At 41.4% G+C, this 26,605-nt stretch carries 17 protein-coding genes; 5 read left to right on the top strand and 12 right to left on the bottom strand.

Going from position 1 to position 26,605, the window contains the following annotated elements:
• Positions 1-20 precede the first annotated feature (20 nt).
• The gene (locus CLOL250_RS05655; RefSeq protein ID WP_008401273.1) at positions 21-1,256 is read left to right on the top strand and encodes a 6-phosphofructokinase; all 1,236 of its coding nucleotides are present in this window, start codon (positions 21-23) and stop codon (positions 1,254-1,256) included.
• A gap of 371 nt (positions 1,257-1,627) precedes the next feature.
• Here CLOL250_RS05655 and CLOL250_RS05650 read toward each other — a convergent pair whose 3' ends face one another.
• The 7 genes from CLOL250_RS05650 to rfbA form a co-directional block, all read right to left on the bottom strand.
• Positions 1,628-3,193, bottom strand: coding sequence for a glutamate synthase subunit beta (locus CLOL250_RS05650; RefSeq protein ID WP_008401272.1), 1,566 nt, complete (start codon positions 3,191-3,193; stop codon positions 1,628-1,630).
• A 2-nt stretch (positions 3,194-3,195) separates the two neighbouring features.
• A complete protein-coding gene (gene gltB, locus CLOL250_RS05645; protein ID WP_008401271.1) occupies positions 3,196-7,743 on the bottom strand; it encodes a glutamate synthase large subunit in 4,548 nt (1,515 codons plus the stop codon).
• A 323-nt stretch (positions 7,744-8,066) separates the two neighbouring features.
• Positions 8,067-9,371 carry a glycoside hydrolase family 3 protein gene (locus CLOL250_RS05640; RefSeq protein ID WP_008401270.1) on the bottom strand — a complete coding sequence of 435 codons (1,305 nt, stop codon included), beginning with the start codon at positions 9,369-9,371 and terminating at the stop codon, positions 8,067-8,069.
• A complete protein-coding gene (locus CLOL250_RS13290) occupies positions 9,364-11,145 on the bottom strand; it encodes an LCP family protein (protein ID WP_008401269.1) in 1,782 nt (593 codons plus the stop codon). The genes CLOL250_RS05640 and CLOL250_RS13290 overlap by 8 nt, the downstream gene beginning before the upstream one ends.
• A gap of 36 nt (positions 11,146-11,181) precedes the next feature.
• Complete coding sequence (rfbC, locus tag CLOL250_RS05630; protein WP_008401268.1) at positions 11,182-11,784, bottom strand: dTDP-4-dehydrorhamnose 3,5-epimerase; 603 nt, start codon at positions 11,782-11,784, stop codon at positions 11,182-11,184.
• A gap of 27 nt (positions 11,785-11,811) precedes the next feature.
• Positions 11,812-12,837 (bottom strand): dTDP-glucose 4,6-dehydratase, encoded by a 1,026-nt coding sequence (gene rfbB / locus CLOL250_RS05625; protein ID WP_008401267.1) that lies wholly within the window; start codon positions 12,835-12,837, stop codon positions 11,812-11,814.
• Positions 12,838-12,884: 47 nt separating this feature from the next.
• On the bottom strand, positions 12,885-13,781 hold the full coding sequence (rfbA, locus tag CLOL250_RS05620) for a glucose-1-phosphate thymidylyltransferase RfbA (protein WP_008401266.1): 897 nt from the start codon (positions 13,779-13,781) through the stop codon (positions 12,885-12,887).
• Between the two features lie 545 nt (positions 13,782-14,326).
• Here rfbA and CLOL250_RS05615 point away from each other — a divergent pair.
• Positions 14,327-15,553 carry an argininosuccinate synthase gene (locus CLOL250_RS05615; protein WP_044945239.1) on the top strand — a complete coding sequence of 409 codons (1,227 nt, stop codon included), beginning with the start codon at positions 14,327-14,329 and terminating at the stop codon, positions 15,551-15,553.
• 447 nt (positions 15,554-16,000) lie between these two features.
• On the opposite strand, the gene CLOL250_RS05610 is transcribed toward CLOL250_RS05615, so the two are convergent.
• The 3 genes from CLOL250_RS05610 to CLOL250_RS05600 are packed head-to-tail and all read right to left on the bottom strand — an operon-like array spanning position 16,001 to position 19,246.
• Complete coding sequence (locus CLOL250_RS05610; protein ID WP_008401264.1) at positions 16,001-17,158, bottom strand: ABC transporter permease; 1,158 nt, start codon at positions 17,156-17,158, stop codon at positions 16,001-16,003.
• Positions 17,145-18,278, bottom strand: coding sequence for an ABC transporter permease (locus CLOL250_RS05605; protein ID WP_008401263.1), 1,134 nt, complete (start codon positions 18,276-18,278; stop codon positions 17,145-17,147). Before CLOL250_RS05605 ends, CLOL250_RS05610 begins: the two co-directional genes overlap by 14 nt.
• A gap of 11 nt (positions 18,279-18,289) precedes the next feature.
• Entirely contained in the window at positions 18,290-19,246 is a 957-nt protein-coding gene (locus tag CLOL250_RS05600; protein WP_008401262.1) for an ABC transporter ATP-binding protein, read from the bottom strand.
• A gap of 604 nt (positions 19,247-19,850) precedes the next feature.
• Here CLOL250_RS05600 and CLOL250_RS05595 point away from each other — a divergent pair.
• Together CLOL250_RS05595 and CLOL250_RS05590 are read left to right on the top strand one after the other, a co-directional pair.
• The gene (locus CLOL250_RS05595) at positions 19,851-20,630 is read left to right on the top strand and encodes a sensor histidine kinase (RefSeq protein WP_274922245.1); all 780 of its coding nucleotides are present in this window, start codon (positions 19,851-19,853) and stop codon (positions 20,628-20,630) included.
• Complete coding sequence (locus CLOL250_RS05590; RefSeq protein ID WP_008401258.1) at positions 20,627-21,250, top strand: response regulator transcription factor; 624 nt, start codon at positions 20,627-20,629, stop codon at positions 21,248-21,250. Before CLOL250_RS05595 ends, CLOL250_RS05590 begins: the two co-directional genes overlap by 4 nt.
• 47 nt (positions 21,251-21,297) lie before the next feature.
• Here CLOL250_RS05590 and CLOL250_RS05585 read toward each other — a convergent pair whose 3' ends face one another.
• Both CLOL250_RS05585 and CLOL250_RS13285 read right to left on the bottom strand, forming a co-directional pair.
• Positions 21,298-24,024 (bottom strand): YfhO family protein, encoded by a 2,727-nt coding sequence (locus CLOL250_RS05585; RefSeq protein WP_147554296.1) that lies wholly within the window; start codon positions 24,022-24,024, stop codon positions 21,298-21,300.
• Positions 24,025-24,052: 28 nt separating this feature from the next.
• Complete coding sequence (locus CLOL250_RS13285) at positions 24,053-25,336, bottom strand: cell wall hydrolase (RefSeq protein ID WP_049941088.1); 1,284 nt, start codon at positions 25,334-25,336, stop codon at positions 24,053-24,055.
• Between the two features lie 427 nt (positions 25,337-25,763).
• Here CLOL250_RS13285 and CLOL250_RS05575 point away from each other — a divergent pair, with 427 nt between their 5' ends.
• On the top strand, positions 25,764-26,483 hold the full coding sequence (locus CLOL250_RS05575; RefSeq protein ID WP_008401255.1) for a pseudouridine synthase: 720 nt from the start codon (positions 25,764-25,766) through the stop codon (positions 26,481-26,483).
• The last annotated feature ends 122 nt before the right edge of the window (positions 26,484-26,605 follow it).

Below are 26,605 nucleotides of genomic sequence, written 5' to 3'. Positions count from 1 at the left end.
CAAAAGAATGGAGAATCAAAATGAAAAAAGAAAATTGCATCGTAGCTCAATCCGGCGGTCCAACCGCTGCCATCAACGCTTCTCTTGCCGGAGTGATCGATGGAGTAAAAAAATCCGGCAGCTTCACCCGTATCTACGGTTCTCTCCACGGCATAACCGGAGTACTTGAAAATAATCTGATGGATATGTCTCTGATGGCTCTTTCTCATTTCCCGATGTTAAATACCCTCGAACTGACACCTGCCATGTATCTCGGTTCTTGCCGATATAAGCTTCCGGACTACGATAAAGATCCTGTTCCTTATGAACAGATCTTTGAACGTTTTGAAGAATACGGAATTGCAGCATTTTTCTATATTGGTGGAAATGATTCTATGGATACGGTTATGAAACTCAGTGCATATGCAGAAAGTATTCATTCTGATGTCAGGATCGTCGGTATACCAAAGACGATTGACAACGATCTATATGCAACCGACCATACCCCGGGCTTTGGCTCTGCTGCCAAATATGTAGCTTCCACCATGCTTGAGATTGCACACGACGCTTATATCTATAAGATTCCGGCTGTTATCATCGTAGAAATAATGGGGCGCGATGCAGGATGGCTCACAGCATCCTCTGCACTTGCCAGAACAACTTACAGTCAGGCACCGGATCTCATCTATCTGCCGGAAGTTGCATTCTCAAAAGAGCAGTTCTTAAAAGATGTAAAAAACAAGCTTACCAAACAAAAAACGGTTATCGTAGCTGTCTCAGAAGGAATCCACGATGCTGATGGTAATTATATCAGTTCTGATTCTGCAGTTGCTGACAAATTCGGTCATGCACAGCTAAGTGGTGCCGGAAAAGCCCTAGAATATCTTGTACGTGATGAAATCGGTGTAAAAGTTCGTTCAATCGAATTAAATGTATTGCAGCGCTGTGCAGGTCACATTGCTTCCAGAACAGATATCACAGAATCCTTTGCTCTCGGACAGGCCGCAGTCAAATATGCCGCTGAAGGTAAGACCGGTATCATGGTTACGATCAATCGTATCTCCAATGATCCATATCAATGGATGATCCAGTCGGCTGATGTATCAAAGATCGCAAATGAAGCAAAGTCCGTACCATCAGAGTGGATCCATCCGGATGGAAATGATGTCACAGACGAGATGATCGACTATCTCCGTCCTTTGATCATCGGTGAAATATCCCTCCAGTATAAAGACGGACTTCCAGTTTATCTCCCGGTCGACCATTTATTACATTAAATTTATATATGAATAACAAAGAAACAGTAAAATATCAATATACACAAAGCGAATAAAGCTTTTTTGTTCATATCGCACATATGCACACTTTATGTCAAAAAAAAATTACTTTATATTTTCAAATAGTTGTTTTTATGGTCATAATTTGTTCATAATTATCCGATACTATATAGACAGTTCTTAATTCATAATTTTTTTCTTTGTTGTTGAAGATATTAGATAAGCCCTTTTCTTTTCGAGAAGGGCTTATTTAAATTTATAATAACAGTCAGTCCGGCTCCTGCTCCGGGCACACAACAAAAAGCTCTCCTTCGGATAACAGACTATAACAAGCCTGCTTCTCAAAAGAGAGCTTTTCCCTTTATTTTATGTTACATAAGATTCGTATATCCAACCAGCATGGAATCAACCGCAACCGCTGCCTCTCTGCCCTCATGGATCGCCCATACGACCAGAGACTGTCCTCTGTGCATGTCACCGGCAACAAATACCTTAGGAACATTTGTTGCATAAGACTTCGGACATGCAGTCTTTACATTAGTACGCTCATTTAATTCTACACCAAAGCTGTCTGCTACGTACTTCTGGCTTCCAAGGAATCCTGCCGCGATCAAAACCACTTCACAGTCAATCACATATTCGCTGTCAGGTACTTCTGTCATATTCATACGACCGGTTTTTGGATCTTTCTGCCAGTCAAGCTTTACGCATTTTGCTCCTTTGACATTTCCATCCTTATCCTTTATAAACTCTTTAACTGTTGTCTCATAGATACGAGGATCATGTCCGTATACTGTGATTGCTTCCTGCTGACCATAATCTGTCTTGCAGACTCTAGGCCATTCCGGCCATGGATTATTTTCCGCCCTCTGATCCGGAAGCTTCGGCATCATCTCGAGCTGTGTGGCACTCTTTGCCCCTTCTCTAACAGCCGTTCCTACACAATCATTACCGGTATCACCACCACCAATGACCAGAACATTTTTTCCCTTGCAGTTCACGAACTGTTTATCTGCAAACTTCGAATTTCGAAGGCTCATTGTGGTTGTCTTCAAGAAATCTACCGCAAAATAGATTCCCTTCGCATCTCTGCCTGCTGCCTTGATATCTCTCGGATTAGAAGCACCACAGGCAAGTACGATAGCGTCATATTCCTTTAACAGATCTTCCGCCTTTACATACTTCTGATTTGGATTCTTCAGGTATCCTGTTATCTGATCATCCTTTGGATAAGGTGCCTTCGCCGAAGATTTTCCGGTTGCTACTTCCGTATTTAATACGAAACGGATACCTCGTTTCTCCATATATGCAATCTTGCGGTCGATCACTTCTTTTTCAAGCTTCATATTCGGAATACCGTACATTAACAGTCCACCAGGTCTGTCACTTCTCTCATATACAGTAACCTCATGCCCGCGGCTGATCAACATATCTGCCACAGCAAGTCCGGACGGACCGGAGCCTATCACCGCAACCTTTTTATCTGTTTTTCCTTTTGGAGGCTGATCATTTACCAGACCATTTGCATAAGCATATTCAATAATCGCACGTTCATTCTCTCTTACCGATACCGGATCTCCGTTAATGTTACAGGTACAGGCTTTCTCGCAGAGAGCTGGACATACACGGCTGGTAAATTCAGGGAAATTATTGGTCTTACTCAGTCTCGCATAAGCATGCTCCCAGTTATCGTTATAGATCATATCGTTCCATTCCGGTATCAGATTATTCAACGGACAACCGGATGCCATACCGCCGATCATCATTCCTGCCTGACAGAACGGGACACCACAGTCCATACATCTGGCAGCCTGGATCTTCTGCTCTTCAAGACTTAAAGGTATATGGAACTCATTGAAATTCTTAATTCTTTCTTCCGGAGCGATCTCTATACTGGTTTCTCTTTCATACTCTAAAAATCCCGTTGGCTTTCCCATATCTATTTACCTCCATTTTTAATCCTGTAAAATGCTTCTATCGTTGCCTGCTCACTGTTCAGACCTTTTTCTTCCAGTGCGACAATCGTGTTCATCATCTTTTCGTAATCCTTTGGAATGATCTTCTTGAATTTTGGAAGATATTCATCGAACTTATCCAAAATCCGTTTTCCTACCTCTGAATTTGTATAATTTACATGATCCATGATCATCTGCTTTAATTCACCGATCTCGTATTTATCGGTTACGGCCTCGACATGAATCATTCCCTTATTCAGACGCTTATACAGATCATTCTCTATATCCAATACATATGCGATACCACCGCTCATACCTGCGGCAAAATTCTTTCCGGTGCGTCCAAGAACTACTACCTTACCGCCTGTCATATACTCGCATCCATGGTCACCGACGCCCTCTACAACTGCAGTTGCACCGGAGTTACGAACAGCAAATCTTTCACCGGCTACACCATTGATATATGCTTTACCGCTGGTTGCTCCATAAAGTGCTACGTTACCGATGATGATATTATCTTCATGGACAAATCTGGCAGATCGTGGTGGATATACGATCAGCTTACCACCGGAAAGTCCTTTTCCGAAATAATCATTGCTGTCACCAACAAGCTCCAGCGTCAGTCCCTTCGGTACAAATGCACCAAAGCTCTGTCCACCCGCGCCATTGCATTTTACAAGGTAGGAATCATCCTCCAAAGTCTCTCCATAACGTTTTGTAATCTCTGATCCAAATATCGTACCAACGGAACGATCCGTGTTTGTAACATCGATCTCGATGCTCTTCTTCTGTCCTTTTTCAAGGGCAGGTCCAAGCTTCTTTAACAGAACACGCATATCGATCGTCTTCTCCAGCTGGAAGTCATATGGATGCTTCTCGTTATATTTTATCTTATTCTGAGGTGCATCAATATATGGATTATTGATGATAAGTGACAGATCAACATTTCTGTCCTCTGCGCCCTTACCTGCATATAACAGATCGGAACGTCCTACCAGCTCATCCACAGTTCTGACACCAAGCTTCGACATATATTCACGAAGCTCCTCTGCGATAAATTTCATAAAGTTAATAACATATTCCGGTTTGCCCTTAAATCTCTTACGAAGCTCCGGATTCTGTGTAGCAATACCAACCGGACAGGTATCCAGATTACACACTCTCATCATTACACAGCCCATTGTTACCAGTGGAGCTGTCGCAAATCCGAATTCTTCTGCACCAAGCATCGCCGCGATAGCAACATCACGTCCGGTCATCAGCTTACCATCTGTCTCCAGAATAACTTTATTACGAAGATCATTCTTGATCAATGTCTGGTGTGTCTCTGCCAAACCAAGCTCCCAAGGAAGTCCTGCATAATGAATAGAGTTATTTGGTGCCGCACCGGTACCTCCATCATAACCGGAGATCAGGATAACCTGTGCTCCTGCCTTTGCTACACCGGCTGCAACTGTACCAACACCGGCTTCTGATACCAGCTTTACAGAAATTCTTGCATCTCGGTTTGCATTCTTACAATCATAGATCAACTGTGCCAGATCCTCGATCGAATAGATATCATGATGAGGTGGTGGTGAGATCAGGCTGACACCCGGAGTTGACAATCTGGTCTTTGCGATCCAAGGATATACCTTGCCTCCCGGAAGATGTCCACCTTCACCGGGTTTTGCTCCCTGCGCCATCTTAATCTGGATCTCTTTTGCGCTGACCAAATATCTGGATGTAACACCGAATCGTCCCGAAGCTACCTGTTTGATAGCTGAACAACGATTCTTGCCATCTTTTCCTATCGTTAATCGTTCAATGGACTCTCCACCCTCACCGGAATTGGATTTGCCTCCGATCGTATTCATTGCGATCGCCATGCACTCATGTGCTTCCTGTGAGATAGAACCATAACTCATAGCTCCTGTCTTGAATCGTTTTACGATTGATTCAACCGGCTCTACTTCTTCCATTGGAATCGGATTCTCCGCATATTTGAATTCCATCAGGCCTCTCAGATGGAATGGTTTTGTCTCATCTTCCAGACATGCGGTGTACTGCTTGAACAGGTTATAATCACCACGTCTGGTTGCCTGCTGTAACAGGTAGATTGTCTGTGGGTTATACAGATGTTCTTCCTTGCCGCTTCTGAACTTGTGTGCACCGATACTTGTCAGTGCGAGGTTAGTATCCAAACCGAGCGGATCAAATGCTGATGAATGAAGAGCATCTACCGTCTCCTCGATCTCTTTGATACCGGAACCGCCTACACAGCTTACTGTATTAGTAAAGTATCTGTCGACTACTTCTTTTGAAAGTCCGATACATTCAAAAATCTGTGATCCCATGTATGACTGGATCGTTGATACACCCATCTTGGATGCGATCTTTACAATACCATGCATGATCGCCGCATTGTAATCATCAACAGCCGCATTGAAATCTTTGTTTAACAGGTGACTGTCAACCATCTGCTTGATCGTCTCGATCGCCAGATATGGGTTAACCGCACACGCACCATAACCAAGCAGCGTTGCAAAATGATGAACATTTCTAGGATCGGCACTCTCAAGGATGATTGCAACCGATGTACGCTTTTTTGTTCTTACCAGATGCTTCTGCATAGCCGAAACAGCTAATAATGAAGGAATCGCAACATGAGTTTCATCTACGCCACGGTCTGATAAGATCAGAATATTCACACCGTCACGATACAACTTGTCTGCTTCTACAAACAATCGATCCAAAGCTTTTTCGAGTGATGTATTCTTATAATAAAGAATCGGAAGAACGCCAACCTTAAGTCCCTCTACCTTCATATTCTTGATCTTTAAAAGATCTGTATTTGTAAGGATCGGATTATGGATCTTTAATACATGACAGTTCTCCGGCTTCTCTTCCAGAATATTTCCATCCTTTCCGAGATATACGGAAGTCGATGTTACGATCTCCTCACGAATCGCATCAATTGGAGGATTTGTTACCTGTGCAAATAACTGTTTAAAGTAATTAAACAATGGCTTGTGGCTGTTTGATAATACTGCAAGCGGAGTATCAGTTCCCATCGCACTGATTGCCTCTGCTCCTTTTTCAGCCATTGGATAGATTGTATTTTTAAAATCTTCAAATGTATAACCAAATGCGGTCTGGAGTTTTGCACGCTCTTCATCTGTATATTCTTCTACACGAATATTCGGTATCTTAAGATCATTTAAATGAACCAGATTACTGTCAAGCCATTCACCATATGGTTTTGCTTTTGCATATTTCTCCTTGATCTCATCATCTGATATCAATCTTCCGTTCACTGTATCGACTAACAACATACGTCCCGGTCTCAAACGGTCTTTTTTCACGATCTTAGATGGATCGACCTCTAACACACCAACTTCAGATGAAAGGATCAAATAATCATCATCTGTTATATAATATCTGGAAGGTCTGAGTCCGTTACGGTCAAGCACTGCACCCATGATATCTCCATCTGTGAACAGGATCGATGCAGGTCCGTCCCATGGCTCCATCATTGTTGCATAATACTGATAGAAATCTTTCTTCTCCTGGCTCATAAATCGATCATTTTCCCATGGTTCAGGGATCGTGATCATAACTGCCAGCGGAAGCGGAATACCATTTAATACAAGGAATTCAAGACAGTTATCCAGTCTTGCGGAATCGGAACCATTTGGATCAAGTACAGGCATAACCTTGTACATCTCGTCCTGCATGATCGTAGATTCCATTGTCTCTTCTCTGGCGATCATCTTATCTTCATTTCCACGAATCGTATTGATCTCACCATTATGGCAGAGATAACGATACGGATGTGCCCGAAGCCAGCTAGGAGTTGTATTCGTGGAGAATCTCGAATGTACAAGTCCGATCGCTGATTCATAATCCGGATCCTGAAGGTCGTTATAGAACTTACGAAGTTCTCCAACTAAGAACATACCTTTATATACGATCGTTTTACTGGAAAGTGATGGTACATAGGTATCATCATTACTTTCTTCAAATATTCTTCTGACAAAGTAAAGCTTTCGGTCAAAATCAAGTCCCGTTTTCACGCTGTCAGGTCTCTTGATAAATGCCTGCATAATGCACGGCATAACATCAACAGCCTTCTTTCCAAGAATTCCCGGAGTAGTCGGAACCATTCTCCAACACAGGAACTCAAGTCCCTCTTTCTCGACAATAACCTCAAACATCTTCATTGCCTGTTTTCTTGGCAGTTCATCCTGCGGAAAGAAAAACATACCAATACCATAATCACGTTCTTTACCCAGATCATATCCGAGCTCCGCAACTGCTTTCTTAAAAAATTTATGTGAAATCTGAAGAAGGATACCTACACCATCACCGGTTTTTCCTTCTGCGTCTTTTCCTGCTCTGTGTTCCAGATTTTCAACAATCTTTAACGCATTATTTACGGTTTCATGTGTCTTAATGCCTTTGATATTAACAACGGCACCGATACCACAGTTATCATGTTCGTATTCTTCACTGTATAACCCTGGATTTACTACGTTTCTGTTATCTTCCATGCTCGTTTTCCTTTCCAACTTATTGCCAGTACCTGTAGAGATCTTATAGTCAGGTTATCTGATAGTGATTCTCAAATGCGGCTCTGTGCTTTTTATGATTTGTAATCATACTATCTTTTTTTCCGTTTGTAAACAACTTTTTTCGTCAAATTGTCAGATAGTTTGCAAACTTAATTTTATAAAGTGTTTTGTATAGTCAATATAAATTATTGCAAATCAAAAAGACACAATTGCAATGGTCTTTCCATTGAAATCGTGTCTTTTACTTTTAAAATATATAATCCGCATTTTGTGCGTTTTGTGTTTAAATTTGCCCAATCGGTCTATTCTTTCTCAATAGCAGTATGCTTCATCACCAAAATTCTTCTTACGCTTTCGTTGATCTGAGTCTCCGCAATAATCTGATCTTTTACTGCCTGCTTTATCCCCTCAACTGCCTGTTCCAGATTTTCCGGTTCCAATATCATATCATTTCCTGCAGCCACCGCATAAATCGCAGCATCCCCGGCTGAATATGTATCGGTAATTGATTCCATCTGCAATGAATCCGTAATGATTACTCTGGAAAAACCAAGTTCTGTCCGAAGAATATCTGTCACGATTTCTTTAGAAAGATCGGATGGGATATTCGATATATCGGTTACGATCATATGCCCTACCATCACAAAGTCAGCTCCTGCATCAATTCCTGCCCGAAACGACTGAAATTCATTGTTTTCAAGATCGTCTTTCGTCTCATATACATATGCATTTCCATAATGGGAATCTTCTTTTGTATTGCCATGCCCGGGAAAATGCTTCAAAGTACAGAGCACTCCGCCTGCGTGAAAACCGCGCACCGCATATGGAATTAATTCCGCCGCTTCACTATAAATATTGCTGTAAGCTCTCTTTCCTATGACTGTATTCCCCGGATTTGACCATACATCTGCTACCGGAGCAAAATCAAGGTTAAATCCATAATACGACAGATTATCTCCGATCTGTCTTGCATTCTCATACGCAATATCTCCACCCAGATTTCTGTAATCATACATTGATCCGATATCACCGCCATCTATATTGCCAAGCTTCTGCATTACGCGGCTGACCGTTCCGCCTTCCTCATCTACAGCAAGGAAGAGTGTAATATCAGAATTATCCTGCATTTCCTTCAACAGCTTTTTCAGCTGTTTTTTCGTCTGTATGTTTTTTGATTTCAGCATAATCCCACCGACAGGATACTTCTTAAGCGCCGACTTAAATTCCTTATCCAGCTTGGTCACATCATGACTTAAAACCAGATTCTCAGGATTTACAAACATCATCTGACATACCTTTTCATGCAGTCCCATATGAGCGATATATCGTTCTGTCATACCTGCCCATGCAAGATTCTGTCTTATATCTTTAATCCATTCATGAAGCAATACCCCACGTACAGGGAAGCTGTCATTGGTATTGCGCCTGCAAAATATTTGCTCCGGTAAAATCTCTGTATTTTCTATCTCTATTACTCCGGTTTCATTCGCCCGGACATATTCCATCTGTCTGTATTTCCCGAAAAGTAATACTATCACACATATGATCACTGTCAGCACCGGAATCTTCCCTACGAAAAGTCTCAGACGGATTCTGATATTATTCATTTTCTATCATTCCCGCCGGAGGTGTCGTGATCGTCTGTACTTCTGTTGTCGAACCTGTTTCAGATCCATTTGTTGCCGATTCACTCGAAGCTTCACTGCTTTCCTGTGTTGTAACAGCAGTTTCGCCTGATACCTTATCTATATCAATTGCTTCTGTTGCTGCCACTCCCGTTTCCGATGATACTTCTGTGCTTATAGATGATGCTGTAGTCGACGGAGTATAACCCGATGTTCCATACAGATATTCATGTAAAGCTGTAACATTTGCATTCAGATCCGCTGCTACGATCACACTACCTTTACCATCTAAGGACATCGGTGTATAAGAGAACGGGAATCCAATATTTCCTGTAATCTTATAGTCAGCAATATCTTTCGCCAACGAAGTCACTTCATCCTTTGTAAGACTGGTTGATATGCAGCTAAAGGATACATCGATCAGATTTGATATCATCTTACTGTCTGCATTTATCATTTTATTTACCAGACCAAGTAATACGGTACGCTGTCTCATGGTTCTGGTAATATCTCCTTTACCCGTGCTTCGGATTCTGGAATATGCAACTGCCTGCTGTCCGTTTAATACCTTCGTTCCCGCCTCATGAACGCCCTCGGAATATTTTCCCGAAATACCGATCTGTTCCGCAAGATTCTTGTTCAGATTATTTACCTCATCTTCTGTTACCGTTACCTCTACGCCTCCCAGCGTATTGATTATATCTGCCATAGCATTAAAATCAACGGTAATATAATCCGATATAGCAAGATCCAGATTTGCATTTAACGTATTGATCGACATTAAAGCACCCCCGAGCTGATATGCGTAATTGACCTTATGAGTTGTCTGAGAGTCGCTCTGTATCTGTAACAATGTATCTCTGTATACCGAAACCATCTTAACTTCTTTTGTATCTTTATTGATACTGAGTAAAATGATCGCATCACTGTTTGTTCCTGTATTCAGATTTGAATCTCTGGAATCAACTCCGTAAAGTGCAATCGTGGTATAACCCTTTGTCTGTTCTTTTACACCTTCGTTGACAACCAGATCACTGTTCTTGATCGGACGAATATCCATCTGATTATACTTATAAGATTTATTCGCGGATACATAACCGATCGTAAGGATGAGGAATACTACGAACAATACAATGCCTGTAACCGCCCATTTACCGAGTGTATTCAGTCGAAATGATCGTTTCTGTCCATCATTACCCACTTCTGATATGACAGGCTTCCGGCTTCTGACCTTCTTCTCAGCCTCACCTACTGCATCCCGGACACTTTCTCTCAGATTTGCAAATACATCAGCAACTGTATGTCCATCTTCTTCCGATTCATCCATATCTGCCTCAGATTTCATGGTATCATCCTGCGTCTGTTCTTCATAACCGAGTTTCTTATAAGCAAGCCTTTTCCGTTCTTCGGCTACACGGTCTTCTTTTATTCTCTCTGTCGGCTGCTTCGATTCGGACTTCTCCGCTGTCGCAACCCCAACCTCTTTTAATACCGACTCTAATTTGTCTGCATATTCCTTATAGGATTCCGATACCGGTGTTTCTTTCGCCGAAGAAGCATCTGATACAGAATCTGCCATTTTCTCCTCAGATGTACCATCTGCTTTACCGTCAGCTTTGCTATTTTCCGGTTCATTCTGATTGATGATCGAATCGATCAGCTCATCATCGTCCGTTGTCATTTCCTTATTCCGTTGTAACAGTCTGTCTCTGTATTCCGATAGACGTTTATCATACTGTGTAGTCTTATTATCCATTAGTGAAAGACATCCTCTCTGCAACTAAAAACTTTATTAGAACTTAAATGTTTCCTTTAATCCCAGCCATTTCTGGTCCTTATCACTCAGGTTGAGCGCGGTTCCATCTTCCAGATGATACCCTTCCGCACTTGCGTTTCCCTGATATTCACCAAAGACCTTCGGCCACTCAATACCAATTTCAGGATCATTCCATGCCAGACCGCCCTCATCACCGGGATGATAGAAATCTGTTACCTTATAACAAAATTCCGCCGTATCCGATAAAACTAAAAATCCATGAGCGAAGCCTTCCGAGATATAGAACTGCTTCTTGTTCTCTTCTGTCAACTCCACACCATACCATTTTCCATATGTTTCGCTTCCTGATCTCAGATCAACAGCAACATCATAAACTGCACCTTTAATCACACGTACTAGTTTTCCCTGCGGAAATTCCTTCTGAAAATGGAGTCCGCGAAGCACGCCTTTTGTCGACATACTTTGATTATCCTGAACAAATACCATATTCAGACCATTTTCCTCCATATCCTTCTGGTTATAGGTTTCCATAAAATATCCTCTGCTGTCTCCATGTACTGCAGGTTCAATAATGTACAATCCTTCTATCGGTGCTTTTGTAACTTTAATCTGTCCCATCTTATTTCTCTACCTCTTTTCCACAAATTAACGATTACCATACATCTTCTCATAGTAATTCTGGTATTCTCCCGAGATAATGGTCTCCCACCATTCTCTGTTATCAAGATACCACTGGATCGTCTTCTTTATTCCATCTTCAAACTTTGTCTCCGGAAGCCATCCAAGTTCATTATGGATCTTTGTCGGATCGATTGCATAGCGCATATCATGTCCTTTACGATCGCCAACATGTGTGATCAGAGACTCAGGCTTGCCAAGTTCTTTACAGATGATCTTAACGATCTCAATATTCTGTTTCTCATTGTGACCACCGACATTGTATACTTCGCCAACACGCCCTTTATGAATGATCAGGTCGATAGCCTTACAATGATCTTCTACATATAACCAGTCACGCACATTCAAGCCCTCACCATATACGGGAAGAGGCTTGTCATTCAATGCATTTACGATCATTAATGGTATCAGTTTCTCCGGGAAATGATACGGTCCATAGTTATTCGAACATCTGGATATGCTGACAGGCAATCCGTAAGTTCTGTGGTATGCCAATACCAGAAGATCTGCTGCTGCCTTTGAGCTGCTGTAAGGAGAGCTTGTATGAATCGGTGTTTCTTCTGTAAAGAACAAATCAGGTCTGTCAAGCGGCAGATCTCCATACACTTCATCGGTGGATACCTGATGATATCTCTCAATTCCATATTTTCTGCAGGCATCCATAAGCACTGCCGTACCCATAATATTTGTCTTTAAGAAAATATCCGGATTCTCGATACTTCTGTCAACATGACTCTCTGCTGCAAAGTTCACAATGATATCCGGCTTTTCTTCCTCAAATAACCGGTAAACGGCATCTCGGTCGCAAATATCCGCTTTAACGAATCTGAAATTCGGATTCTTCATTACCGGCTCAAGTGTTGACAGATTACCTGCATATGTCAGCTTGTCCAAGCATACGATACGATATTCCGGATATTTATCAAGCATATGGAATACAAAATTTGAACCGATAAAGCCGGCTCCACCTGTTACTATGATTGTTTTACTCATTTTTATCTTTCTCCTCAATCTATCTTTTATCTTTTTATCTGCAAAAGCTATGCAAGCACATCCAGATACTTACCATCTAATACATCCTTCAGATACTGTCCATACTGATTCTTCTTCAAAACTTCATATACTTCAAGAACTTCTTCTCTGGAAATCCATCCATTCAGGTATGCAATCTCCTCAAGACATGCAATCTTTCTATGCTGATGCTGCTCTATCGTCTTTACAAAGTTCGTGGCATCAACCAGACTCTCATGTGTCCCTGTATCCAGCCATGTGAATCCCTGTCCGAGAAGCTCTACATTTAACTGCTGATGTTCAAGATAAATACGGTTCAGATCGGTGATCTCAAGCTCGCCTCTGGCGGATGGTTTCAGATTCTTTGCATATTCAACAACTTTATTATCGTAAAAATAGAGACCTGTTACACAGTAATTGCTCTTTGGCTTTTCCGGTTTTTCCTCAATCGAGATCGCACGTCCGTCTTTGTCGAATTCAACAATTCCAAACCGCTCCGGATCATCTACGTAATAACCAAATACAGTTGCACCCTTACCGTTTTCCGCATTCTGAACAGCTGCACGTAATCTCTTTTTAAGTCCGTGGCCTGCAAAAATATTATCACCGAGAACCATTGCCACAGTATCATCACCAATAAAATCCGCACCAATAACAAAAGCCTGTGCAAGTCCATCCGGTGTAGGCTGTACAGCATAAGTAAGATTTACACCAAACTGACTTCCATCTCCCAACAGATCCTCAAATCTTGGAGTATCCTGCGGTGTTGAAATGATCAATATATCACGGATCCCTGCATTCATCAGAACTGACATCGGATAATAGATCATCGGTTTATCATAAATCGGAAGCAGCTGCTTCGATGTTACTTTTGTCAACGGATATAACCTTGTTCCAGATCCTCCGGCTAAAATAATGCCTTTCATCTCTTATTCCTCCTGTTAATCAAAAAACTTTTCATTCTTTCACCCGAATTATTATATCTGGCTGTGATTTCTAACTTCAGGATTTCCCATTCACAGTCTATAATAACCAGTATCCACAGTCTATTATATTATATAGCATTTCTACAAGATACTCAAACATTATTCCTATTTTTTCTTATTTCTACTATTTTTTTCTGATTTGTTACAACTTTCTATTCATTATATACAAACCGATGTTTCCTGTAATTCAATGTGTGTGTGTATATTATTCATATTTGTATATGTAATATTCATATTTTATTCTTTTTGTTTCATGATCGTATTTTTTCTTCTATCCCTCTTCTATATTGTAAATTCTGTTTTCTTACATTTTGTTTCTTTTTTATTTTTTCCACTTTTCTATTCAAAAAACACTTGCATAATATTCACTACCGTTATATATTAATTTGCAGACAGGACGATATGTCCTTTATTCAACAAATGGAATTATGATATATCAGAAATGTACATATTCCACACAGACGGATTTTAAGGAGGATTTAGAAATGGCAAAAGACAAAGTTGTTCTTGCATACTCAGGCGGCCTTGATACAACAGCTATCATCCCTTGGTTAAAGGAAACTTATGATTACGATGTTATCTGCGCCTGCATCGACGTAGGACAGGAAAGTGAGCTGGAAGGACTGGATGAAAGAGCAAAATATTCAGGAGCTTCCAAGTTATACATTCTGGATGTTGTTGATGAATTATGTGATGAATACATCATGCCAACCGTTCAGGCAGATGCTGTATATGAGAATAAATATTTACTCGGTACTTCTTTCGCAAGACCTCTGATCGCTAAGAAATTAGTTGAGGTTGCTCGTAAGGAAGGTGCTGTTGCGATCTGTCACGGCGCAACAGGAAAAGGAAATGACCAGTTAAGATTTGAGCTTTCAATTAAGGCTCTTGCTCCTGACATCAAGGTTATCGCTGTATGGAGACAGCCGGAATGGAAGCTGGATTCCCGTGATGCGGAGATTGCATACTGTCAGGCACACGGTATCGATCTTCCGTTTGATGCTGCTCATTCTTACAGCCGTGACCGTAATATCTGGCACATCAGCCATGAAGGTCTGGAACTGGAGAATCCTGCAAACGAACCAAACTACGATGATCTTCTGGTTCTCGGTGTTACCCCTGAAAAGGCACCGGATGAGGATGAATATCTGACACTTGATTTTGAAAAGGGTATCCCAACTGCTATTAATGGTACAAAGATGAAAGTTTCTGATATCATTCGTGAATTAAACCGTTTAGGCGGCAAGCATGGTATCGGTATTATCGATATCGTTGAGAACCGTGTTGTCGGCATGAAGTCCCGTGGTGTTTATGAGACTCCCGGCGGAACAATTCTGATGGAAGCTCACAAGCAGTTAGAGGAGCTGACTCTGGATCGTGAAACCCTTGCATACAAGAAGCTCGTAGCAACCAGGTTTGCAGATCTTGTATACGAAGGAAAGTGGTTCTGCCCTCTCCGTGAGGCTCTTCAGGCATTTGTTGAAAAGACACAGGAGACAGTTACCGGTCAGGTTAAGATGAGACTGTACAAAGGAAACATCATCAAAGCCGGAACAACTTCTCCATATTCTCTGTATTCTGAGAGTCTTGCAAGCTTCACTACCGGTGAGCTGTATAACCATAAGGATGCAACCGGATTCATCAACCTGTTCGGTCTGTCCATGAAAGTCCGCGCAATGATGAACGAGAAGAACAAGAACAACGACAAATAATAGTTGAAATGGAAGCGGCATTCCTGTTATAAAGGAAATTTCTTCCGTAAATCTTTGAAATAAAATGGGAAATACATTACATATTATTCCGCAAGTCGTTCGCACTCTATTTTAACGCAACGGCACTAAGCTCCTCGCCCATGGCGACTCGCTAAGAACCGGCATTAAAAAAGGCTTGCTTCATAATAGTAATGCTATTTCCCATTTTGTTTCATATATCGATTTCCAGATATGTTTCCTTCATAACAGGAATGTAGCTTCCAGATGATGAAAGTTTTATGTAAAAGGGAAGTGGACATTATTATTATGAAGCAAGCCTTTTCGAATGTCGGTACTTAGTGAACCACGGAGTGGTGAACTTTAGTACCGCTACATGAGAAACAGAGCGAAAGCGTCTTGCGGAATAATAGATAATGTCCACTTCCCTTTTTATAAAACTTTCATCATCTAACTACTCACCAAGCGTTGGTTTCTGGCACGGTCGATCACGATTGCAATTGTGATGATGGCGGCTGCAAAGAGCACCTCGATCCCCATATATACGAATGCTTCCGATGGTATCTTTGCCTCATAGTCCAGAAGATCAACGACTTTGACATACCAGTAAGCCGGAAGGAAATGTGCCAGCTTTATGACCCCTTCACCAAGAAATTCCACCGGAACAAAGATGCCGGACAGGAATGCCATACCAAGGGACACTATATTGCCGATCATACTGAAGCCCTCCTCGTTTCGGACAATCTTACTTGCAAGAAAGGCAAGTGCCATAGCTACGAACATGTAGCAAACCATATTGAGCAGATTTCCAAGTCCTGCCGCCGTAAACATTTCTTTTCTGAATACAAAGCACCCTCCAACCGCAAATACTGCGCATCCAAGGAATCCTGTTACGATCGTTCCGAGAAGGATTTCTTTTGTCATATTGGAATATTTATATGCTGAGCTTGCGATCCGTTCTCTTAATTCTTTTTTATCATATACGATCAATACCGGGCTCACACCTTCGATCATCATGACCACAAATATCCATCCCAGATAACTGAAAAATGTATATCTCGTACTATGTTTTCCGCCATGGTCTTCGGTCGTCATCGTTACGTTCGTTCTAGTCTGAAACAATTCATCCACCTGAGCTGCTGCCTCTGCCCGGTCATATCCGGCTGCAAAATATGCATTCAGATAAGAGATATATTTATTTACATCTGCTTCAAACAGTTCCACCTTGCTCCGGTTCGGAATTGCAACGATCTCGATATAATCGGACAGATCTTCCTTATCCAGATGATCCGCATAACCTTTTTTAATGCGGACGATACAGTCTGTATCCCGGTTAAACAGACTGTCCTGCATCGCTTCCGTCGTATCTGTTTTTAATTCAGCATGTTTATGTGCATGATCCAGATACGAAAACAGTTCTTCACTTTCTGCCGTCTGGTCATAATCAAACCAAGCGAATTTACACTTCATGCTTTTATATTCGTCTTCTGTTTTACCGGAATTCGGCAATATAAATCCAAATATAATGCCTGCAAAAATCCCAATATACATCAACATTGAGCCTTTTTTCTTATTTAAGATTTTAAAATAGGATTTAAACACTTGCATATTTATTCCTCCTTAAGATCAGAATACTCGCTCCAAGCAGACAGACAGCCATACCGGTTAAGATCAGGATATTTCTGAAATAACGATCGTAATTATCGTATACATTGAGCGCATAGAGACAGTCCGTTACCAGCACCGCCGGATTGATCCGGTTCAGAATTGGAAGTTTATCTTCAATACTGTTTTTAATTCCATGAACCATCAGATCCGCCATAAAAGAGAAGGTAAGGCTGACCGCTACCGCAATTCCAATCTTTCCTCCATATGAGCATTTTGACCAGGTACCAATCAGCATTCCTCCGGCAATACCGATATTACATGCAATAAAGAGTACCAGTAAAATAGCCGGATATTTTGTTCCAAACTGTACACCGAACAGCCGCATATAGATTACAGTGATAACCTCGGCTGCAAACTGAACCAGCAGTAATGCCAGATACTCCGCCAGAACAGTCACAAGTTTAGGATTCGGTGACAGACAACGACGCATTCCAAGTGCGCTTTCATTTGCCTGCAGCTTATGCATTCTTGTGATTCCGGCAAAGGAAGAAAACAGGCAACTCATAGCAAGCACTGCATAGAAATAATTATAATACTCATTCTGACATCCGTCCGTTGTGGAAATCTCTTCATAATATACCGCATCGCTCTGCACTGCCTTCTGAATGATCTCCGATGCAGCCTCCGGATCCTTCTGCATCAGATTCAGATACATCTGTTCCATCTGCTTATACTGATTCAGGATTGATTCCAGTATCGACTCCTTGATGTCACTCTGCCTCACTATCAGGCTCGCATCCGATGTATAGATCACACCGGTCACTTCTTCATCATTTAACTTTTGAAGTGCTTCTTTCTCACTGAGCACCTCCATGTCGATCCGTTTATTCTCGCCGTCCATAGAAAGCGTAGACAGCACCATCATAAGCGCTGTATCATTCTTACCATCCCTCACAACTGCGACCGGGATATCTTTAAACATCTCATCCTTTTCCATGATATTTCCGAATGCCATGTACATGAATGTGAATAATGCGATCGGAAACAGTATCGTCCAGAACAGTGTATCTTTTCCTTTTATCAGCATTTTACCTGCATATTTAAAATTATGCCAAAACATATCCACCCCTCCTAATCCCGAAGTGTCTTCCCGGTAATCTCAAGGAACACATCGTTCAGACTTGGAAGCTCGGTATATACTTTTCCAAATAATACCGCATGCTCCTTCATATATTCCATAACCCGGATCAGATTGTGATCTCCACCGGAGTAGGTCAGCTTCAACATTCCATCCTGATATGAACTGTCATACACATGTGGAAGCTGTCTCAGCTCCAGCAGTTGTTCATCTGTCAGTGCCGGAGCTTCTATGAAGATACTCTCTGTCTTCTTTATCATTTTTTTCAGCTCTTCCTTCGTGCCAAGAGCGACCTTCCGACCTTTATCCATGATCAATATACGGCTACAGATCTGTTCTACCTCTTCCATGTAATGAGAAGTGTAAATGATCGTTGCGCCCTTCTTATTCAGCTCGACAATTCCCTCTAAGATCTTGTTCCTGCTCTGTGGGTCTACTGCTACCGTCGGTTCATCAAAAAAGATCAGCTTCGGTTTGTGTGCGATTCCACACGCAATATTTAATCGTCTGAGAAGTCCTCCTGACAGTTTTTTCGGCAGGAACTTCTTATAGTCCTGAAGCTCGACAAATGCGATTGCATCCTCTACATACTGTTTTCTTGTCTCTTTATCCCTGATATACAACCCACAGAAATAATCGATATTCTCATATACCGTCATTTCATCAAATACAGCCACATTCTGCATTACAACACCGATCTCCCGTTTCAGATCGTAGCTCGTCGATGTCATCTTCTTACCAAATACGCGGACATCGCCCTGATCGTATGTAAGCAGTGACAAGATACAGTTGATCGTCGTCGTCTTGCCCGATCCATTCGGTCCAAGCAGACCGAAGATCTCGCCCTCTCTCACCTCCAGATCAAAATGTGATAATGCTACAAAATCTTTATATCGTTTCACCAGATCTTTTACTTCAATCGCATATTCCATAACTGTCTCCTCATTCATTTTCTATTCGGATGCTATTGTTTCTTCCGGCATCGCGTCTGAAACTCATCGCATATGTTCCATGTTATGCTGTCATTCTACCATATACCAAAATTTTTGTTCAGTGCCAATCATCACATCTGTAATATGACATTTGTCACATTCTTTTAAAATCCGGAGTTTTTCAACCGTAGTCAATTGACGCTGTATTTCTCAACAGGTATACTAATACCGTCACTTATAAATCCAAGCCGGTTCACGCAATTACCTGACACCCGCGTGACCTGTCTACATACAAGGAGAAGTTATGAAGCAAATCCTGACTCGACTGCTTATATTTGCAATATGCTGTATTATGTGTATTCACACTTTTTCTATATGTACGCGCAGCGTAATATATATTCTGCTTGCGATCATACTTGCTTTTGGCACAATGCTGATTGCTGACAGGCTCTCACCCACAGCTCCGGTACTGATCCACGTAGGCATATTTATTCTGTGCTGTCTGTGCCTTAAGTTTGTTGTATTTCTTCCGCTTTTCTGCTTCTATCTGAGCAGACGACCGGTTTGTTTTACTGCACCCATCGGAGTTCTTTCCATCATTCTGGCATCTGCAAAACTTCCGATGGATACTTTACTTCTGATAGGTGTCCTCTGTCTGTGCAGCATATTATACGGATATCTGACTACAGCGCTTACCACCCTTCATCAACAGATGAAGCACCTTACAGATACATCGAAGACAAACGAACTTCTGGCAAAGGAACGAATCCGTATGATCCGGAAGGAACAGAATAACATGATTTATACTGCAACCCTGAAAGAGAGAAATCGTATCGCCAGAGAGATCCATGATAATGTCGGTCACATGCTTACCAGATCCATTCTTCAGGTTGGTGCGATCCAGACGATCAACAAAGAACCGATCCTTACAAATCCGCTTTCCGATCTCCGCGCTACGCTGGATACCGCCATGAACAGTATACGATCAAGTGTCCACGACCTTCACGATGAATCCATTGATACGAAAGCTGCCATTCAGGATATGTTGAATGATATAACAGGCTTTCATACTTCATTTGAATATGATATGGGCAACATTGTTCCGAAGGATATCAAATACTGTCTTATCAGCATTGCCAAAGAAGCGATCACCAATGCTGTAAAGCACAGCAACGGCGATCAACTCTCGATTCTGATCCGGGAACATCCGGGCTTCTATCAGTTGACGATCCGTGACAACGGAACAGGCATTCACCTTACAACCTCCCCCGGCATCGGACTTACCAACATCCAAGAACGAGTCCAATCCTTATCCGGTACTTTACAGATATCAACCGAATCCGGATTCCGCCTGTTTGTCAGTATTCCAAAATATACACAAAAAGGAGATAGAACTGCATGAATATTATAATTGTTGATGATGATGCATTTGTCAGTGCATCTTTAAAGATCATATTAGAATCCTGCTCAGACATTACCGTACTTGCAACCGGAGCAAATGGCCACGATGCCATCTCCCTGTACGATACATACAGCCCCGATGTTCTGTTAATGGATATCCGTATGGAAGGCATGGATGGTCTGACCGCAGCGAAAGAAATCATCACCGGACACCCTGACGCAAAGATTCTGTTACTTACTACCTTTGCCGACGATGACTATATCATCAAAGCCATCCGGACCGGCGCAAAGGGATACATCTTAAAACAGGATTTTGAGACAGTTGCATCTGCGATCACTGCCGTACACAACGGTCAAACTGTCTTCGGGAATGAGATCATGAACAAGATCCCTACCCTGTTACAGACTGATGATCGTTTTGATTACCTGTCCTACAATCTTACGGAAAAGGAATTTGAACTGATCCGACTGGTTGCAGATGGTCTGAACAACAAAGAAATTGCGGAGCAGCTCTTTCTCTCGGAAGGAACCGTCCGCAATTATCTCAGTAATATCCTTATGAAGCTTGACCTGCGCGATCGCACTCAAGTTGCCTGTTTTTATTATAAGAATTTATTATGATCTGTTTTTCAATATCTGCATTCTTATAAGCTGATAATTTGTGTCCGTTATTTATTGGACGATTTTTTTCTGCTGATCATCACATATCCTGCCAATATTAATATTCCTATCACAGACAGGCATATGCCCGCCATCAGATATGGTGTATTGTAGGTCAGTGTAATCACATGTTCCCCTGCTTCTACAGGAACACCCATCAGGCCGGTTCCGATCTTTACAGGAGCTACTTTTTTGCCATTAACAACTGCCGAAAATCCCTTATTGTACGGAACCGCCAGATATAAAATACCGGATTCTTCTGTCGTTATGTGACCATTTAAAGTATTATCGGTCCATCCGTCAAATGTCATTTGATGTGACTCTGTATATTCTTCAAATGCTTTCACTACATTCTGATCTAAGGAATACAGCGCAAATGCTTTCGTTCCCTCCTGATCTTTAACTGCCGTTGTATAAAGACGAATTCTTATCGCATACATTCGAATCTGTACAGCATCCCCTTCTTTTACCTGACCTACATGATAAAAATCCGCTGAATCCGTGTAATTCGTAGACACTGTTACTTCATCATTCACCTTTACTTCGATACACTGAGGCTTCGTGTCCGCACATTCCAGATACAGATCTTCGTCTTTTTCCGCAGTAAGATTCACCGTGATTGCTGAAAAAACATCATTGGTACTGATATAGGAATACTCACCGTTCTTCTGTCCGGTAATATCCATACCGGCACTTGTTACTGCATCCTCCGGTATATCAATTCTTGTAAAGGCATTCTGCGTGATCTTATGTCCGGTCACAAGCTTTACCAGTTCATTCTGATTCTCTGCCATGCTGCCTTTCTCGAATACATCCGATGTATCTTCCGTTTTCGCTGTTCCGCTCCAGTCAAGAACATCTTTACTCATCAAAAATCCCATGCCTGCCAGATTATCCGCTTCGTAGAAATCAATCTTCTCATTTTTCCGGTCGATCAGACGATACCCACCTGCAACCCCTGTTTCATCAGTCACAACATACCGTACATTAAAGAGCTGGCGACTGATCGGAGTTACCCCTCTATAGGTATATTCAATATTCTGATATCTTGATATTCCAAGGCTGGTAAACACATCTACTATACTGCCATTTGCCACAGATGAATACCAGTTTACGTCTGAATACGGCATATAGTTCTGTGACACCAATGCAGTCTTTCTCTCCCCTTCTGCAAGCTGCAACTGCTCATAATCTGTTAACCAGTCCGAAGCAGATATCTCGCTCTGAAGCCGCTCATCATTATACTTCTGCGGCATCTGAATCCATGCATTTGCAAAGATCTCTATACACAATAATACTATCATCCACACATAGCAGGTCGTATAACGAATACTCTTTCTGACATACAAGATCAATAAGATCAGATATGATATACCAAAGAGCAATACAGCCGCATAGGAATAGGAATTCGCATCTTCCTTATTTAAGAACAGCTCCAAAAGGAATATAGTAATACCGATACCTGACATACTGATTATCTGCCATACCTTTACCTGCTGTAATCTGAGCATTCCGATATAACCTGCCATCAAAATGAAAAAGACAAGGATAAATGCAAAACGATTTCCGAGTCCATGCGTAATCGTAAAGCCATGCAGGACATAATTTAATCCGACCATGTTCAATCCAATAGTCAGGAATAAAATAACGGCCGTATATCGAAGCTTAAAACTACATTTGATTCCCGCTCCGAATAAGAAAAGCAGAAAGAACATAATCACCAGAATACCGCAATAATTATTGTGACTGAACAAATATCCCGTCGATATCTGTCGCAATGGATAAAATGAATTAACAAACATTCCTAGATTACTGATTCTATACCATGGAAGACTATAGTCCCCGTTTCCACAGGATGACAGATTCATAATGGCATAAAGAGACGGAAGAACAACCATTCCCGCAATCGATACCGCCATAACCGACCATCCGAAGAAACGACATACACCGGACCATAAATTCTTAGCATTCTTCCAATCCTGCATAAAAAAATAGCAGACTATAAACAGGCAAATATAAAATGCAAAATAATAATTAAACAAAAATGCACAGGCTAATAACAACGTATAACGGAGCTGCCATTTGCCTTCCGCCAGATGCTCAACTGCAATCGCAATAAACGGAAGCAGAATCAGTCCGTCCAGCCAGAGCACATTATGATTATATACCACCACATAACTGTTTAACGCATACAGGAGTCCGAACATCATGGAAATTACAGTTATATATTTCTCTGACAATCCCTTTTCCGCAAATCTGCGAATCTTTGAATGCCTGAAAAAGAACAGTCCTGCCGGAGCCAGGCATGATGCTTTGAGTACGATCATCAATGTCATAGATAATTCAACACGATCCGGACCAAGTACTATGGCTATAATATTAAACGGGCTCATGCAGTAATAGAACATGTTCAGAACAATATCGATTCCAAGCCCCCGTTCCCATATAAATGAACCTTTATCCCCTGAATGCAGCCATTCAAGGAAAATTTTCAGTATACCGGGATATTGATCACATGCATCCTGATACAGAAAGCTTCTGCTGCCAAACGGATATACATGTTCTACAGCCATATTTATCATGTAAAATCCAATACATATCAGAAACAACAAAAGATACATCCCGCAACTGCGTATGTATCTTCTGTTAAATCTGTCATTGTTTATCGTTATCGTTGAAGTAACCGGATCTGTATCGAGTTCCCGCTCCCCATGAATATTTTCATTTATCTTCATAAGCTTAAATCCATCTTTCAAAAACACTTTAGTAGAAACAATGATTTCCAATAATCTGATAATCAGATAAAGAATCTGTATCAATATAATTCTTATTTAAGAAGCTCATAAAACTTCCAATGTTGTTGTTACCGGCCAAGGCATCATTTGCTGCCTGCTGTGCTGTTGATAACGGACCATCCTGCAAGTATCCCTGCATTACGCTTCCCGTTGCACAAGGGAACTGATTCGGTGCATAAATAACTGATGAAATAGAACTTCCCCATTTACCACTTCTTACACGGTTCAAAACGACATTTGCTACTGCCAACTGTCCTTCATAGGATTCATATCCTGCTTCCATGCTGACCAGACATGCCAACAGATAAGCATCATCATACTGGGATGCATCAATCTTAGAACTATCATCCGACTTCTCCTCTGTTGTTGCTTCTGTTGTAGACACTTCTGTATCCGCTTCTGTTGCTCCCTCAGTTGTCGGAGTCTCAGTTGTTGCCGTCTCGGTTGTTTCTTCATCTGCCGTCATTATATCTGCACTGTCATCAGTTGATACCACTTCATATGCTTTCTGCTGTTCAGCTTCTACCATAGCTGTGTAGTCATCAATCGACATTGCATACTCATAAGTTTCTTCTACTGTGATATAATCCGCAGCTATATAACCATCTGTTCCGTCATTCATTGTAACTTCTACCCAATCCTTATCCTGTGTCTTAACAGAAAGAACGGTATCCTTCGCTACAAGTCCAAGGATATCTGACTGTGTAGACTTATCTGCACGTACACGAACCGTATCATCTGTTACTGTTCCAAGGACTTTCTTGTAATCTTCTGCATATGTCTCAGCATCCTTGCCGGTCAGAATATAATCACTGTTTACATACCCGATTACATCTCCCGATGAAATCTTTGTCCATTCACCGGATGTCTCCAATACATCACCTACATTACCGTCAAACAGCTTACCTACGATGTTGGAATCTGTCGTAGCTTCTTCTCTGATATTTAATGTATCATTGATCTTTGCGATAAACTTACCATCAAATTCGGATTTCTCCTCTGCTTTTGCCACTACAGTCTTCTTCTGAGCAGCCTTCTTTGTCGTGCTGGTCTGAAGTGCAGCCACATCAACAGTGGCAGCCTCCTCAGTAGTTGTCCCAACAGATGCAGTCTGAGCAGTCTGGCTGTTCAGATATGCCGGGCTGTGATCCAACGCCTCTCCATACTTTACAACAAGTCCAATTCCCGCTGCTGTAACAATCGTAGCTGCTGCCACAAGCAGATTACGTTTTATGTATCTATAACTAAACAAACCTCTTCCCACATGGGAAAAACGATTATTTCTTCTAATTCTCATCTTTTCGTACCTATTTATTAAAATCCATGACAAAATGTTACATTTCTGTTAAAAATAATACTCTAATTCAAAGTTTCTGTCAATACGCATATGTCTTCCAACCAAAGTTTTTATGGTAAAATGTATTAATTTTCCGTAAATAAACGCTGGATTTTTTTGTTTATTTTATATAATCTGCTGCAATTTTATTTCACAAATGGTCATTTAACATTTTCGTCATAAATGTTGGTTTATTATAATATTTTCATACAATATCACCTGTTTTCCGAAATTAACTGAATTTGTTCTCCAACATCAAAAAAATCCATGCTATAATGATGGAAAATCTCTTGGATACAAGCTTTTTTTCGAATAACTAAAACACCAAAGGCAGGTATATACTATGCGAATCGATAAATTTCTGGCAAATCAGGACATCGGCTCCAGATCCCAGGTAAAACAATATATAAAAAAAGGAATGATCTCGGTAAATGGAATCGTCTGCAAATCTCCCGAACAGAAGATTGATGAAAATGCAGATCAGATTTCTTATAACGGAAAGGTGATTGGATACCAAAAGCACCATTATTATATGCTGAACAAGCCCTCGGGCTGTGTCAGCGCAACAAACGATAATCTACATATAACAGTTCTGGATCTGTTAAAAGCTTCCGTTCCTGTAAAGAATCTTTTTCCTGTCGGTCGTCTGGATATCGATACAGAAGGCCTGCTGCTTATCACCGATGACGGAGAACTATCCCACAATCTCCTGTCGCCGTCCAAACATGTAGCAAAAACATATTTTGCTCGCATCGATGGTCTGGCAACAGAAGAACACATAAAAGCATTTAAAGAAGGGTTGGACATTGGCGATGACAAGCCAACCAAACCGGGTACTTTAGTCATAAAAAATACCGACCTAAACACACAGACTTCGGAGATTCTCCTGACGATCACTGAAGGACGCTACCACCAGGTCAAACGCTCCTTCGAAGCCCTCGGCATGAAGGTCACCTACTTAAAACGCCTGTCCATGGGAAGTCTGACGTTGGACGAAGCCCTCGCTCCCGGCGAATTCCGCGAACTGACAGATATCGAGTTACAGGCATTAACCCGAAAATAACTATGTAGCAATACATGATTATAATGTAATATGCATTAACCAACAGATGAATAACTATCCAGTCTGACATTGATCTCCAAAGAGAATGATCTAATACTGAAAATCTTTTTAATTTAGTTTTG

It is taken from the genome of Clostridium sp. L2-50 (assembly GCF_000154245.1).
In the GTDB taxonomy this organism is placed as follows: domain Bacteria; phylum Bacillota; class Clostridia; order Lachnospirales; family Lachnospiraceae; genus Coprococcus.
This window is presented reverse-complemented; position numbering and strand designations above follow the sequence as displayed.

Coding starts and splice junctions, on each gene's coding strand:
- CLOL250_RS05575 (WP_008401255.1), top strand. CDS start 25,764: ATGCGAATCGATAAATTTCTGGCAAATCAGGACATCGGCTCCAGATCC.
- gltB (WP_008401271.1), bottom strand. CDS start 7,743: ATGGAAGATAACAGAAACGTAGTAAATCCAGGGTTATACAGTGAAGAA.
- rfbB (WP_008401267.1), bottom strand. CDS start 12,837: ATGAGTAAAACAATCATAGTAACAGGTGGAGCCGGCTTTATCGGTTCA.
- rfbC (WP_008401268.1), bottom strand. CDS start 11,784: ATGGGACAGATTAAAGTTACAAAAGCACCGATAGAAGGATTGTACATT.
- CLOL250_RS05590 (WP_008401258.1), top strand. CDS start 20,627: ATGAATATTATAATTGTTGATGATGATGCATTTGTCAGTGCATCTTTA.
- CLOL250_RS05585 (WP_147554296.1), bottom strand. CDS start 24,024: ATGAAGATAAATGAAAATATTCATGGGGAGCGGGAACTCGATACAGAT.
- CLOL250_RS05605 (WP_008401263.1), bottom strand. CDS start 18,278: ATGTTTTGGCATAATTTTAAATATGCAGGTAAAATGCTGATAAAAGGA.
- CLOL250_RS05610 (WP_008401264.1), bottom strand. CDS start 17,158: ATGCAAGTGTTTAAATCCTATTTTAAAATCTTAAATAAGAAAAAAGGC.
- CLOL250_RS05615 (WP_044945239.1), top strand. CDS start 14,327: ATGGCAAAAGACAAAGTTGTTCTTGCATACTCAGGCGGCCTTGATACA.
- CLOL250_RS05650 (WP_008401272.1), bottom strand. CDS start 3,193: ATGGGAAAGCCAACGGGATTTTTAGAGTATGAAAGAGAAACCAGTATA.
- CLOL250_RS05595 (WP_274922245.1), top strand. CDS start 19,851: ATGGATACTTTACTTCTGATAGGTGTCCTCTGTCTGTGCAGCATATTA.
- CLOL250_RS05640 (WP_008401270.1), bottom strand. CDS start 9,371: ATGAATAATATCAGAATCCGTCTGAGACTTTTCGTAGGGAAGATTCCG.
- rfbA (WP_008401266.1), bottom strand. CDS start 13,781: ATGAAAGGCATTATTTTAGCCGGAGGATCTGGAACAAGGTTATATCCG.
- CLOL250_RS05600 (WP_008401262.1), bottom strand. CDS start 19,246: ATGAATGAGGAGACAGTTATGGAATATGCGATTGAAGTAAAAGATCTG.
- CLOL250_RS13290 (WP_008401269.1), bottom strand. CDS start 11,145: ATGGATAATAAGACTACACAGTATGATAAACGTCTATCGGAATACAGA.
- CLOL250_RS05655 (WP_008401273.1), top strand. CDS start 21: ATGAAAAAAGAAAATTGCATCGTAGCTCAATCCGGCGGTCCAACCGCT.